We start from the raw sequence: 12,979 nt of genomic DNA on the forward strand, positions 1-12,979 counted from the left end.
ACAAGGTATGTGACGGCCGGCGTTGCCTTGCAATCATTTGTCGCACCTATTTCCTTTTCCAGACGCCAATCAGTGGTTCGCCAGGTCACTTCGTTTGACCCTGCGATCGGGTTACAGGTGGTTGACGAACGCTGCGAGGAGGGCGCAAGACTTTGCGCAAGGAAGGTTCAAGACATCGTCCATGGAATATCGAATCAGTGCCGCTCAACAAGCGACAATTTTGGCGTTCCTGGGTGACGTGATTGACCGGCGCAGTGCCGCAAGTGGCGCCCGGTCGTCAAAGCGTATAACGCCATCGTTCTCTGAAATGCCTAGCTGCTGAAGCATGCCATGGAGATCGAAAGCCGCGGGCTGGTCTTTGAGCCGCATGTAAAGCGAGGTCAGTACATCGCTTTTCACCGCCATATCCCCCACCCGTGTCGCTTGCTCCACGCTCCAGAAGGTACCGTTGCCGCCACTGGAACGGTTGATGGCGCGTAATGCATCCTGCAAGCGATACTTTCCATCGCTCTTTTTATAGATGTCTACTTCAGCGCTCAACCAATACATGGCACCACCCCAGTAGGTTCTTCCCCAGGTATGGGTATGATCCAGCCCTTTGTCACCTTGCTTGGGTTGCCCTTTGGGCATGTCGTCAACAGCCCATCGCCAAACCTCTTGGGGAGGAATCTGTCCTAATTGCGCACGGGCAATAGGTTCGACATAGGTGGCATTGCCTTCCATAAACCATGCACTGCGCATGGGGACGCGCGGGAGCGCAAGATGGGTCATTTCGTGCACCATCACCCAGTCGTCCCGCAAGGCATCCTCGGATACCTCGCGCCCCACCGTAAGATGCGTTATGGAGCCTGGATAACCCCAAGTCGTTGCAGGGCCAATACGGTTACCTTCTCCAGGTGTAACGAGCAAACCCCAGCGCTCAACGGGAAAACGGCCGAAGTAACCGGAAACTGCCGAGGCGCTTCGCCTCACCCAGGTCTCGATGCGGTGCTTGTCCAGCGGCGAGGCGTCTCCGTCGATGAGTATGGAAATATTTCCGTGACACATCGAGAAACGCAGATCGGGCGAATTTTGCAATCTGGCATAGATGCTCTCGGCGTCATCGTCTGGTTGTGCAAAAGCTTCCCCCGGCAGCCTCGCGGCAAATGCCAGGCTTCCGATCGCCTGAAGAAAGCGTCGACGTTCCATACACACCTCCAGCGGGAAGCCATCATTGGGCATTCGTGCGCCGCTCAACAAACGTTACATCGCAGTAATGTGCGGTTGCCGCAAGGTGCGCCCCATATTCGGGAAGAGGTCCGTCGCTTGTTACGCCGCGCGTCCGATGGATGCTCCGCCATCGACGTATAAGGTCTGATCCGTGATGAAACTTGCTTGCTCTGACAGAAAGAATGCTATCGCCGCCGCAAGTTCATGGGGTTTGCCCAGGCGTTTCATGGGAACCATGGACAGGAAGCGGCGCTCCGCATCGCTGCCTATGGGGGTGTTCTTACGGAACAGTTCCGTCTCGGTGGGGCCCGGTGCGACGCCATTGACCGTAATGCCGGTCTCCGCCAGTTCCCATCCCCATGTCCGGATAAAACTGTTGATTGCACTTTTCGCCGCCGCATAAGCGGTGCGTTCGGCCGCCCCTAGCGCGACCAGACTGGAGACATTCACCACGCGCCTCCAGCGCTTGGCATGCATCTGGGGAAGCAAGGCCTGTACGGCTTGTGCGGCTGGGATCAAGTGGTGTATTCGAGCTCATCCAAGTCCACCTCGCCAATACGCGCGAGGCGTACAAAGCCGACATCGTTCACCACGCCATCAAAGGAGAAGCGGTGGGTCAATTCCTTCAGGGCGACATCGGTGGCGCTACGGTCGCTCAGATCAACGGGGACCAAGATGCCGGGGAAAGAGGCATCGTCTGCGTTGCGCGCGATTCCAATGACTTGGTGCGAGCCGATGGGACAGGGCGCGGCCCATTCCCTTGCTGGCGCCGGTTATCAAGAAGGTACGTGATGACATAGAGGACTGCGCAACTATTGCTGATGAGAGGGCATGCTCTACTTGGAAGCATTTGCCATATTGGAGCTGACGATCTGGGCGATATGCTCGCTGGCTTGAGCAAGTTCCCGCTGATAGACGTCAGTGCTGAAAGCAGGCTGCGTCGGTGTCTGCCGGGCGAGCATGAAGCCTTGCTGGTCATGCATGTCTACGGCTACGTTGAGTGACATGCCGAGGCGTAACGGATGCTTGTCCAATTGGGTCGGGTCGGTGAACACCACGCGTACCGGAACACGCTGCACGATCTTGATCCAGTTGCCGGTGGCGTTTTGCGGCGGCAGCAGTGAGAACGCGCCGCCGGTACCAATGCCAAGCTCCAGAACCTTACCTTTGTAGGTGACCGAATGCCCGTAGACGTCTGAAGTAATCTCGACCGGCTGTCCGATACGCATATGCGTGAGTTGTGTCTCCTTGAAGTTGGCGTCCACCCATACTTGGTGCAGTGGCACGACAGCCATCAGTGGTGCACCGGGCTGGATGCGCTGGCCTACCTGCACGGTGCGTTTGGCGACGTAACCTGTGACCGGAGCAACCAAAGTGGTGCGTACGTCATTGAGGTAGGCAGCGCGATACTGCGCTTCCGCGGCCTTTACGTCAGGATGCGAGGCGACGATGGTGCCATCGACCAGCACCTTATTGGTTTGCCATTGCTGTTGCGCAGTGGTCAAGGCATTCTCGGCGGCGACAAGCGTGTCTTGCGCGTGGGATAGCTCTTCGCTGGAGATGGCACCGGACCGTGCCAGGTCGCGGCGGCGGTTGTAATCAGCTTTGGCTTTTTCGACGGCCACCTCGCGCAGGGCTACATCAGCGCGCGCGCCCGACGCGTTGCTGTACAGGCCACGCACTTTGCGTACCGTATTGGCGAGATGGGCGGCGGCGCGTTCCAGTGCGACATCGGCGTCGGCTTTATCGAGCTTTACCAATACGTCGCCTTGCTTCACCAGGTCGCCATCATCAGCGCCAATGCTGACGACGGTACCGGTGATCTGCGGGGTGATTTGTACAACGTTGCCGCTGACATAGGCATCATCGGTGTGCTCATACCAGCGCGCTTCCAGGAAATACCACAGTCCAAAGGCCATAGTGCAAAGCAAGGTAACGAAGCCAAGCATGCGCAGCATGAAACCGCGCTTGGCCTTGGTGGGTTGAGCGGCTACGTGGTCGGCCGCAGTCATCTCAGTAGACATAGTGGCTGCCTCAAGAATGATGGATAAGCGAAGGGGAGGATGCACGCGCGGCGACCGCCGATGCATCGGGAACGGGTTGGCTTGGTCGATAGCCACCACCAAGCGCATGAATCATCTGCACCGAAACATCGGCCTGCTGCGAGCGCAGGGAAGCCATGCGCTGTTCCGCGACAAGCAGTTGCTGGCGCACGCTGAGGGCCTCAAGATAACTGCCGACTCCGGCCTTGTAGCGCTGCTCGGCCAGAGCCCATGCGTCGCTGGCTGCATCGAGTGCGCGTTGTTGCGCCTCAATCTGCACCTGCAGCGAATCGAGGGCATCGCGATCGTCGGAAACCTCATTCAATGCCCGCACCAATGTTTGGTTGTATTGCGCGACGGCGAGGTCGTATTGCGCATCTTTGCCGTTCAAATTGGCGCGACGACGGCCACCATCGAAGATCGGCAGGCTGATGGCGGGCGCGACGTCGTAGAAGCGCGATGTCGCCTGGAACAGATTGCCGCCACCCAGCGCCACTAAACCAGCCATGGCGCTGATGCTTACATTGGGCAGAAACTGGGTTTTGGCGGCGGCGATATCCTGGCCTGCCGCTTCCACGCGCCAGCGGGCGGCGACGAGGTCAGCGCGATGTCCCAGCACGTCCACGGGCAGGTTGGTCGGTATGCTCAGTGTGCTGGGTGGCAACAACCGGGGACGGGCGATATCTAGGCCGCGATCCGGGCCTTTGCCAAGCAGAACCGACAGCGCCGAACGGGCGGCGTCAATGGCGCGGTCTGCGCGAGCCCTTTGTCCTTCTGCACTGGCTACTTCCGAATCGCTTTGCTTGAGCTGCAGCGTGTCGTCAATACCGGCGCTTACACGCTGTTGGGTGAGCACGCGTACCTCGGTCGCCCGCCGAAGCTCAGCGGTTGCAATATCCTGTTGTGCATAGGCATAGCCAAGGCGCACATAAGCGCGTGCAACATTGGCGGACAGCTCGATACGTGCCGCTTGCGCTTCAACATCGGCGGCACGTTGCCGGCCGAGTGCGGCTTCCCACGCAGCACGCTGGCCGCCCCATAGATCCAGGCTCCACTTGAAACTGGTATCGACATACTTGGCTGCGCCGGTATGGCCGTTGCCAATGGGGAGAGTGGCCGGAATGCGTGCTTCGGCAACGCTTCCGCCAGCATCGACTTGCGGCTGTCGCGAGGCATCGGCGAGGCCTGCTTCGGCTTGCGCAAGCCGCGCGCGCGCATCGGCTTCTTCAAGGCTCGGGCTATTCTTAAGCGCTTCGGCGATGAGTGCATCGAGTTGTGTATCGCCCAATGCTGTCCACCAGTTGCTCTTGGGCCATGCGGCGGGCGACAGCGTCGCCCCGGCCAAGCTGTGTTCGGCGTTGAGTGATGCTGGATTGATCGGCGTGTTATCTGGATGCAGACCGCCGCTGCTGGCACAGGCCGCCAGCGCGAAAGTCATTCCGACCGCTATCGCAATGAGATGTGCACGCATGGCTTGGGGTCTCGGATGGGTTAGGGGAGTCAGTGCCACCACGCTTAATGCGCAGGTGGATCAGATGTTCATGGACTTGTTTCGTCACCAATGAATTTGCGTAGAAGCCGGCGCAGTTCTTCGAACTCAGCCTTGTCGAACTGCTTCAATCGCTTGTTCAATACGGGTGGTGCGATATCAGGTATCTGCGCGGCGACGCGTTCGCCTTCGGCGGTCAGTCCCAAATTCACGACGCGGCGATCGGCGTTGCTACGCGTGCGTTCCAACAAGCCTTTTGTTTCCAGCTTGTCCAGCAGCCGGGTCATCAGGCCCGTGTCGATACTCAATACTTTGGACAGTTCGAAAGGGGTCGTCGCTATGTCGCGGCTGACCGATAGCAGGATCCCCATTTGCTGGCCGGTGATATCGAGATGCTTGAGGGCAGCATCCATGTCGGCCGTGATGATGTTGCGCGCCTTGGTCAGCAGATAGCCGATGCTCTGCGTCAGCATGAAATTTTTCTTGGTGTAATGATCCATGTCGTTGCCCTCGATGAGATGGAAGTGATCGTGAGGAGTGGCTTGCTAGGTATTCAGTGACCGCCAGCTGCCGCACCCGCGCCCGCACCTTTGGTCGGATGAGTCACCCAGATCAATGGGATGATCACGATAAATGCCACGGCAGAAAGCCAGAAAATGTCATTCAGGCCAAGCATGGCTGCCTGCGCATTCAATTTTGACTCGAAGAACGCGACGGCATTGGAGGCACCTACGTTGAGGTCCGACTGCAGCTGTGCAATGGAATCCGTGTAGGTGGCGTTGTATGCATTTGCTTGTTCGGTCAGGCGCGCGTGATGAAGGATCGTCCTGTCGCTCCATCCGGTAGTCAGGAGCGATGTCCCCACGGCGCCTGCAAAGATGCGCACGAAATTCGATAAACCGGCCGCGGCGGGAATCTTCTCTGGCGACAACCCCGAGAGGATGATTGCGGTGAGCGGCACGAAGAACAGGGCAGTGGGGATGCCTTGCAACAACGTTGGCAATACGAGCGTGTAGGAGTCGATGTCGGTGCTGTAGTTAGAGCGCATGAAAAAGACGATGGCGAAGCCAACAAAAGCCAAAGTAGCCAGGACGCGTGCATCCGACTTGGGCATGATCTTCCCCATCACTGGCGCAAGGATGACGGCGAAGATGCCGAGTGGCGCAGTGACAAGGCCTGCGTCCACCGCGCGGTAGCCGAGATACTCCTGAATCCACTGCGGCAGTAGCACCAGATTGGCGAAGAAGATCGCATATGCCACTGAAATCGCCACCGTGCCGCCAAGGAAGTTCCGGCTCTTGAACAATCGTAGGTCGACGATGGGCCGCTGCTCGGTCAGTTCCCAGATCAGGAAGAAAATGAAACTGATGAGCGCGAATACGCCAAGCATGCAAATGACCGGTGAGTTGAACCAATCCAGATCCTTGCCTTTATCCAGCATGATCTGCAGCGAACCTACCCACGCGACCAATGCAATCAGCCCGACGGTATCGATGGGAAGCTTGCGCGAAGGAGTTTCCCGGTCGCGGTAGATCCCCCAGACCACGGCTGCGGCGAACAGGCCGACCGGAACGTTGATATAGAAGATCCACGACCAGTTGTAACTATCGGTAATCCAACCGCCGAGGGCAGGGCCAGCGATAGGTCCTACCGTTGCCGTCATCGCCCACAGCGACAACGCGCTGGCACTTTTTTCCTTGGAAAACGTAGTCAGCAGCAGTGCCTGAGACAACGGCACCAATGGTCCGGCCGCGGCGCCCTGTATGACGCGGGCAGCCAATAGCACGGGCAGGTTCGGCGCCAGGCCGCACAACGCGGATGAAAGGACGAATAGCAGAATCGCTCCCACAAATAGCTTCACTTGGCCGACACGCTGCGTGAGCCAGCCAGTGAGAGGAATCGATACGGCATTGGCGGCGGCAAACATGGTGATCACCCAGGTGCCTTCATCCACAGACACCCCGAGATCACCGGATAGAGTGGGGATGGCGACGTTAGCGATCGAAGAATCCAATACATTCATGAACGTGGCGAGCGCGACGGCGAACGCGCCAAGCGCAAATCGCGCACCGGTAAGCGGCGCAGGGTTCGACGATGTAAGAGGGGAGGACATGAGCAAGATCCGACAAGCGCAGGGTGAATGGGTGTCATCGTTGCCTCCCATATATCTGACATATCAGATATATGGGTAAAAAAAGAGCCAGGAACACGGCGTCCGTTTCGCGTCTCGCGAAGACGACCGCTCCTAACTGACTACACAGTATCTGACTTTGCAGATAAATGCAATATCCCTCAAAAGAAGGAAATCTGGGGGTGTCATCACGAGGAACGGATAGGGCTTCAGTGCAGCGGGGAAGCGGGGCAGGGCACGTCCGCATGTTGAGCGAGGTGGTCCGGATGCATGTTGCGATAAATCGACTGCTGAGGTGTCAGCCACAACTGGCCGCGCTCGGCGCTCCCGCGCTGACTCCCGTTACCAGCTGAAAGCTGGGACGCTGATGCGAGCGTGTCAGCCCAACCAGTGCCCCCGCACTAAATGTACCGCTTGATCCACCGCCAGATAACACCAGGATATTTACCGGCCGCTACCGGCCGCTAGTTTGATGCCATCAAAAAACTCAGGAGATCGCTGGGCGAAGCCCGGCATGTCGGTGGCGACGAGGCTCACCCGGTTGGCCTAGCCATCGGGGAGCGCCGTGGATATGACGCCTTGTGGCGCGATATGGCGAGGAGCCGACCACAACCTGTTAGCACCAAACACGCCAACAGGGCGCTGATCAACCGCATGCCCGGGTCCAGTAAGCGAACGCATCGATTCTCGATGCCGTTTCGATCGGCCGTAGCTTCCAACCGTAGTCAGAGCGGAGCGGGCGCTTTGCGGAAGGCGATCGCAAAACGGTTCCAGCCGTTGATGGCGATGATCAGCAATGTCAGGTCCGCGATCTCTTGTTCTGTGAAATGCGGCGATACGGTATTCCAGACCGCATCAGGGACATGTCGATCGCCGATCAGCGTAAGTGCCTCGGTCCACAGCAAGGCAGCGCGCTCGCGCTCCGAAAAGAACGACGTTTCCTGCCAGGCACTCAATACAGCGAGACGGCGATCATTCTCGCCCCCTTTGCGCGCATCACTGCTGTGCATGTCCATGCAGTATGCGCAACCGTTAATCTGGGATGCACGCAGACGTACCAGCTCGATCAACGGTTTTTCCAACGAGCTTTTGGCTACGCGCTGTTCCAGGCCCATCATGGCCTTGATGGCTTCCGGGCTGGCTTTGTAAAAGTCGAGACGCTCGCTCATATGAATGAACTCCCGTGATCTACTTGGATAAGCTCGTTCCGTTGTCGACGGTGATTTCCATGTTGAAGCAGATCCATTATTTAGCGCTTTTTCCAGTCATATCTCCAGTGTGATAAAGGCAAGTAGGGCTTTCGATATCGGATATTCTTTCGTTGACTACGAGCTTGATCCATACGTGGATGGCCTGGAGTCGAGCCTTCTGAAAGACGAAGCAAAACATTGGCGTAAGTGGCCCGATATATGCAGCATCCCTCCCGTATCGGATTAGGGTAAATCGGCAGTATCGAGGGGCTGCTTTCGCAGCCATAGCGCCCGCGCAACCACCCACAACAGCAAGGTTAGGGCGATCCATGCAAACCAGTTGCCGAGCTTCTGATAGAGGGTGGCTGCATGGGCGACGGGCACTTCAGTGACCAGCGTGACAAATGGAGCCGTGTTGGTGCGCACCTCTGCGAGGATGCGTCCCCGGTTGTCACTCACGTAAAGGCTGCCGTTCTTGGCGGCGCGAACAATGCTGAAGCCGTTCTCGACGCCGCGCATCAAGGCAATGTGTCCATGGAAGATCCAGTCCACATTGAAATCCCACGCGGGGACAAGCATGAGCCCCGCTCCGGCTTTGCCGTAGCGGCGCGACAAACCAGTGAAGTCCATGTCCTTGCAGATAGCTATGCCCCATAGGCCTGTTGGCTGCGATATCAATGTCATCGCCTTACCGGGCGTGAACTTCAGTTCGAATGGTGGGAGCATGTGCTCCTTGTGGTATTCCAGCGGCGCCGCATGCGGGATATACACGCGGGCGGCGTTGTATTCGGCGCTTGTCGCCCTATGATCCAAACCCGCGGCCAGGATTACATCGTTCCGATCAGCAGTGGCCTGCAATACGGCATCAGAGTGGGGGCGTTCGCCATCTGTCACGGTACCGATTTTCTCTGGTATCACGACCACCTTGGCACCTTTTACCGCAAGCTTGGCCGCTTCATCCGCATAGGCCTGCAGCAGGTGTGCTGTGGGCGAGCCCTTGCCAGCTACATCATCGTTGCCTGGTGCATCCGATGCTACCAATCCAACCTTCAACGACTGGCCCCCGATGGGGGACATCAGGCGCACAGTGCCAAAAACCAGGACGGCCGCAATAACAGCGATGTCTGCCCCGACAACCCATAGCGCCCGCTTGGTTGCGTTGCGATACAGGTAGATGCCGATCACCACCGCCGGCGAAAACGACAACAGCAGAAAACTCATGCCCCAAGGGCCGGTCACCGACGCCAATTGAAGAAAGGGAAGGAAGCGAAGCTGTGTATACGCCAAGCTGATTGCCGTACCCGAGGAACTGGCCAGGTTGACGATGTATTCGAACGACACCCATGTCGCCGGCAGCGCCAGGAGCGCGCTGATGTAGGCGCCGCGGCGCAGTAACGCCCGGAAAAGTAGAGTGGCAATGGAGAACACCAGCGCCATGACGCTGAAGTTCATCAACAGATCTACGATGGGCACGTCAATAAGCCCGTGCAGGTAACGCCACATAGTGAACATGCCGATGAACCATGCAGCGAACGCCAGGCCGGCTGTTCGCCAAGCCGATACCCGCGTAGCGATCAGCAACACGGGCATCGGTGCCAGCCACATCAGCGGCCAGAGCGGCTCCATGCCCGTTCCCCACCAGAGGAGTAATGCAGTGAGCACGATAGCGATGGCGCTAGTGCTGACGCGTTTAGGGTCAAGCCAGGATGCCATGGAAGTATCTCCGGAATGATCGATGACGGTGGCGGCAGTGCAAGTGCGGGACGGCTACCCCAGGAAGAAGGGGAAGAATGCGGCTGGCGCTCTATTTATTGGACGGCTATACCACTTCTAACTGGCGGATAGATAGCCGTTTGAGCATCTGGGCATCGCCAATTAGGCCGCTGCCCAAGGCTTCGAGCCGAGGGGTAATGCCCGAGGCCATTGGCCTTCCGGGTGATCAAGGAGCTCGTTGTTCACGCCATTTCCACACAGACGCGTGCTAACGTCGTTGTGCTCAAGGGGAATTCAGGGACTCTTCTCAGTCGGCCAGGATTGGTCCATCTGCTGCATCAAGCATGGGTCGCCGAAGTGTTCGGCGTCCTCTTGGTTTCCTGCTGGTTGGCTGTCTCTCTGGCTTAGGGCTGGCGTACTTCATGAAGTTTTTGTTGGCAATCGGGCGACAGTTCGGCTGTCGTGACGTCTTGCGCGCGAGCTTTTCTCCCTGGAGCAAGATCGGTAGTCATTCGACGCACGAATAAACTCATCGCCGTATGGCAGAAGTCGCGTATTGAGTTCGACCCTGTCACCGGACTGAAGGCTATGAGTTGCGTCCCTTCCACTAGGAGAGAGCCAATATGCGCATTCAGATCACTCGTTTAGGTTATTTGCTGGCGTGTAGCGTGTCATCGTTGCTTGCCATGTCTTATGGCAGCGCTGTTTTCGCGGCACCCGTAACAGGGACTGCAAAGGTAAAACTGACCCACGTATTCGCGACGTTGCAGACCGGCCAGCCCGACCCCAAGCCTGCAGATACCGCCGCCTGTCGCAAACAGGTGTCTTCGCCGAACTCCCGGTACTTGGGTGTAACCGTCACGAGTCGCTACTCCATCGATGCCAAAACCTTGATCATGAGCGCGTCATCGTCGCTACCGTCGCCGCACGCCACGCAGCCGCTGGAGCTCACCATTCCGCTTTCGCCGCTCGGTCTTGCGAATCAATATGCTTTCGGCGCATTCCGTCCGGCCGCGCTGCCTGACAACTATGTGCTGTTCTCTGTCGGACTCGATTTCAAGGGAGCGAAATCGTCGGTGTTGGTTCTTAATGCGGGTAAGGATTACAACTGTCTTGTCACCAGCGACCCGGCGCCGTTCAAGAGTGGGTTGAGCGCAAAGCTCGGGGCCGATCAAAAGTAACGTTACTCAACAGTATCTGCAGGCGTGGCGCGTTATCTTTGGTTGGCGCGCCACGCTTTGTGGCCTTTGTTCCCGGTGGTGATGACAAAGGCTCTACACGATACGTACCTGGTTGACATTGTTTTTGGGGTCTAGCCAGAACGCTTCGTTCGCAAAGCGTCCAAAGATCTCGCGTGGCAGGATGGGCTGGCGTTCGATTGCCTCTACCTTCGGACGAACGGAATGCAGGCCGGGCATGCCGACGCGGGCATCGAACTCGTCCGCGTTGTATTCGATGTGGTCGAAATCGTGCTCGAACCAAGGTTCGTCGAGGAATTGGTAGACCGCGCGCACCGCCGTGGCCGGATCGCTCACCAGGCTTTCATAGGTCAGCATCAGCAGATGGTTTTGTGCATGCGGGCCGTAAAATGCCTCCTTGGTGGCCTGGTAGGCAAAACCCACCATGCCGCGTGGATCCGTCAACGCCTCAACGCGCGAATACACCGTGGTGTTGGTGTCGAAGCGAAACACCTTGCTGACGCTGACCGGTTGCCTGCGCACCAGTCGCTCCATGCTATCCAGCACCCATGCCAACTGGCGTACGCACGCGATGACCTTCACCCCAGGGAACAGCGTGTTGAGCAATTGCATTCGGCTGCACCATAGCCGGCTGGTGTCGAACATCACGTCGGCGCCAGCTTGAACTGAGTAGAAGTTCTCGACTAACCCGCGCAAGAGTGCGATGCGCTGTTCGTCGGAAACATCGAACGAAAAATCGTTCTTGCTGCTGGCTTCTGCCATCACCACGCCCATGATGTCTGCAAGCGGGCTGGTCATGCCTGCCCGGAAGCGCGGATTCTGGTTGAGGATGGCAGCCAGCAGCGTGGTGCCGGCGCGCGGCAGCCCGGAAATGAAGTGGAACTTCCGTGGCGGCTTGTTGGCGTCTGGCGTAGCTGGCATGTGGGTGCTCCTCTCAATCGGTGACGTGGGTAGCAAGGGGGCGTTGCAAGCTAGCGCCCGGTTCAGGGCGCGCGTGCCGTCGATGCACGCACACGCATTTCATAGCCGACTTCGACCATGCTGGCTTCCCCCTTGCCCAGCACGCGAAGCAGCAGCTCCTCGGTGGCACGCTTGCCCATTTCGCGCACCGGCTGGTGGACGGTGGTCAGCAATGGCCACACCTGTGTGGCGATCGTGGTGTCGTCAAAGCCGCAGATGGATATGTCGCCCGGAACCGAGACACCGGCCTCTGCCGCGGCCCAGATCGCGCCGACGGCCATGTCGTCGTCGGCTGCGAAAATGGCGGTCGGCCGCTGCTTTAGCGCGAGCAACCGCCGCGCTGCGGCCACGCCGGACTCGAATGAAAAACGACCCTGCACCATGTACGCAGGGTTTTCCTTCAATCCCACGCGCTTCAAGCCGTCGCGGTAACCGGCGAGGCGCCAGATGCCAGCGCCGTGCTTGGGATCACCAAGGATGTGGGCGATGCGGCGGTGGCCCAGCGAGGCGAGATGCTCCACCATTGCTGCGGCAGCTTCGCGCTCGCGTAGCATCACGCCGATGCAGCCCTTGGGTTGGCGCGGAGCGATCGAGGCAAACGGAAGCTCACTCTTGCGCAAGTGTTTGAGCAGTCCCGGATGATCGGTGATGGGGGGCGTAAGGATCAGTCCATCAGGCTGATGCCGCGAGAGGATGCCCTCGACACGCTCGACAAAATCCGGCGCCGTCGAAACCAACGGCTGCACCATCATGCTGTATTGCTTGGCCTCGCACGCCTCCAGCACGCCCGCCTGGACTTCCATGATGTAGCTCGGCGACAGGTTGTCATAGAGCAGGCCGATCATGAAGGACCGGTTCGTCGCCAGGCTGCGTGCCGAGGTGAGCGGCCGGTAGTTGAGTTCTGCTACGGCCGAAAGCACGCGCTCGCGTACTGAGTCGCGCACGTTCGGCTCGTTGTTGAGCACGCGCGATACAGTCTTCTTCGAGGTCTCCGAAGCACGGGCGACATCGTTGATGGTCACGCGTGACATGGAAGTCTTTGCATC

At 58.5% G+C, this 12,979-nt stretch carries 13 protein-coding genes; 1 reads left to right on the forward strand and 12 read right to left on the reverse strand.

The features are described 5' to 3' along the window. Nucleotides 1-204: 204 nt before the first annotated feature. The 10 genes from AC4HNJ_RS13910 to AC4HNJ_RS13955 form a co-directional block, all read right to left on the reverse strand. The gene (locus tag AC4HNJ_RS13910) at nucleotides 205-1,188 is read right to left on the reverse strand and encodes a hypothetical protein (RefSeq protein WP_490480187.1); all 984 of its coding nucleotides are present in this window, start codon (nucleotides 1,186-1,188) and stop codon (nucleotides 205-207) included. A gap of 120 nt (nucleotides 1,189-1,308) precedes the next feature. Further along, nucleotides 1,309-1,728, reverse strand: coding sequence for an SDR family oxidoreductase (locus tag AC4HNJ_RS13915; protein WP_490480188.1), 420 nt, complete (start codon nucleotides 1,726-1,728; stop codon nucleotides 1,309-1,311). Beyond that, nucleotides 1,725-1,883, reverse strand: a complete 159-nt coding sequence (locus tag AC4HNJ_RS13920) for a hypothetical protein (protein WP_490480189.1) — start codon at nucleotides 1,881-1,883, stop codon at nucleotides 1,725-1,727. Before AC4HNJ_RS13920 ends, AC4HNJ_RS13915 begins: the two co-directional genes overlap by 4 nt. Before the next feature lie 162 nt (nucleotides 1,884-2,045). Then, nucleotides 2,046-3,233, reverse strand: a complete 1,188-nt coding sequence (locus AC4HNJ_RS13925; RefSeq protein ID WP_490480190.1) for an EmrA/EmrK family multidrug efflux transporter periplasmic adaptor subunit — start codon at nucleotides 3,231-3,233, stop codon at nucleotides 2,046-2,048. A gap of 10 nt (nucleotides 3,234-3,243) precedes the next feature. Beyond that, entirely contained in the window at nucleotides 3,244-4,722 is a 1,479-nt protein-coding gene (locus AC4HNJ_RS13930) for an efflux transporter outer membrane subunit (protein WP_490480191.1), read from the reverse strand. Nucleotides 4,723-4,790: 68 nt separating this feature from the next. Beyond that, nucleotides 4,791-5,240 (reverse strand): MarR family winged helix-turn-helix transcriptional regulator, encoded by a 450-nt coding sequence (locus AC4HNJ_RS13935; protein WP_490480192.1) that lies wholly within the window; start codon nucleotides 5,238-5,240, stop codon nucleotides 4,791-4,793. Between the two features lie 53 nt (nucleotides 5,241-5,293). Beyond that, a complete protein-coding gene (locus tag AC4HNJ_RS13940) occupies nucleotides 5,294-6,853 on the reverse strand; it encodes a DHA2 family efflux MFS transporter permease subunit (protein WP_490480193.1) in 1,560 nt (519 codons plus the stop codon). A gap of 316 nt (nucleotides 6,854-7,169) precedes the next feature. After that, nucleotides 7,170-7,307, reverse strand: coding sequence for a patatin-like phospholipase family protein (locus AC4HNJ_RS13945; RefSeq protein WP_490480194.1), 138 nt, complete (start codon nucleotides 7,305-7,307; stop codon nucleotides 7,170-7,172). A gap of 289 nt (nucleotides 7,308-7,596) precedes the next feature. Beyond that, nucleotides 7,597-8,040 (reverse strand): carboxymuconolactone decarboxylase family protein, encoded by a 444-nt coding sequence (locus tag AC4HNJ_RS13950; RefSeq protein WP_490480195.1) that lies wholly within the window; start codon nucleotides 8,038-8,040, stop codon nucleotides 7,597-7,599. A 264-nt stretch (nucleotides 8,041-8,304) separates the two neighbouring features. Beyond that, entirely contained in the window at nucleotides 8,305-9,774 is a 1,470-nt protein-coding gene (locus AC4HNJ_RS13955; protein WP_490480196.1) for a nitrilase-related carbon-nitrogen hydrolase, read from the reverse strand. Between the two features lie 686 nt (nucleotides 9,775-10,460). On the opposite strand from AC4HNJ_RS13955, the gene AC4HNJ_RS13960 reads away from it, so the two are divergent. Next, complete coding sequence (locus tag AC4HNJ_RS13960) at nucleotides 10,461-10,955, forward strand: hypothetical protein (protein ID WP_490480276.1); 495 nt, start codon at nucleotides 10,461-10,463, stop codon at nucleotides 10,953-10,955. 93 nt (nucleotides 10,956-11,048) lie between these two features. Here AC4HNJ_RS13960 and AC4HNJ_RS13965 read toward each other — a convergent pair whose 3' ends face one another. Both AC4HNJ_RS13965 and AC4HNJ_RS13970 read right to left on the reverse strand, forming a co-directional pair. Continuing rightward, nucleotides 11,049-11,894 carry a sulfotransferase family protein gene (locus AC4HNJ_RS13965; protein WP_490480197.1) on the reverse strand — a complete coding sequence of 282 codons (846 nt, stop codon included), beginning with the start codon at nucleotides 11,892-11,894 and terminating at the stop codon, nucleotides 11,049-11,051. 62 nt (nucleotides 11,895-11,956) lie between these two features. After that, nucleotides 11,957-12,964 (reverse strand): LacI family DNA-binding transcriptional regulator, encoded by a 1,008-nt coding sequence (locus AC4HNJ_RS13970; RefSeq protein WP_490480198.1) that lies wholly within the window; start codon nucleotides 12,962-12,964, stop codon nucleotides 11,957-11,959. Nucleotides 12,965-12,979: the final 15 nt, after the last annotated feature.

The organism is Dyella sp. SYSU CM1112 (genome assembly GCF_058216415.1).

Coding starts and splice junctions, on each gene's coding strand:
- AC4HNJ_RS13910 (WP_490480187.1), bottom strand. CDS start 1,188: ATGGAACGTCGACGCTTTCTTCAGGCGATCGGAAGCCTGGCATTTGCC.
- AC4HNJ_RS13925 (WP_490480190.1), bottom strand. CDS start 3,233: ATGTCTACTGAGATGACTGCGGCCGACCACGTAGCCGCTCAACCCACC.
- AC4HNJ_RS13930 (WP_490480191.1), bottom strand. CDS start 4,722: ATGCGTGCACATCTCATTGCGATAGCGGTCGGAATGACTTTCGCGCTG.
- AC4HNJ_RS13935 (WP_490480192.1), bottom strand. CDS start 5,240: ATGGATCATTACACCAAGAAAAATTTCATGCTGACGCAGAGCATCGGC.
- AC4HNJ_RS13940 (WP_490480193.1), bottom strand. CDS start 6,853: ATGTCCTCCCCTCTTACATCGTCGAACCCTGCGCCGCTTACCGGTGCG.
- AC4HNJ_RS13950 (WP_490480195.1), bottom strand. CDS start 8,040: ATGAGCGAGCGTCTCGACTTTTACAAAGCCAGCCCGGAAGCCATCAAG.
- AC4HNJ_RS13955 (WP_490480196.1), bottom strand. CDS start 9,774: ATGGCATCCTGGCTTGACCCTAAACGCGTCAGCACTAGCGCCATCGCT.
- AC4HNJ_RS13960 (WP_490480276.1), top strand. CDS start 10,461: ATGTCTTATGGCAGCGCTGTTTTCGCGGCACCCGTAACAGGGACTGCA.
- AC4HNJ_RS13965 (WP_490480197.1), bottom strand. CDS start 11,894: ATGCCAGCTACGCCAGACGCCAACAAGCCGCCACGGAAGTTCCACTTC.
- AC4HNJ_RS13970 (WP_490480198.1), bottom strand. CDS start 12,964: ATGTCACGCGTGACCATCAACGATGTCGCCCGTGCTTCGGAGACCTCG.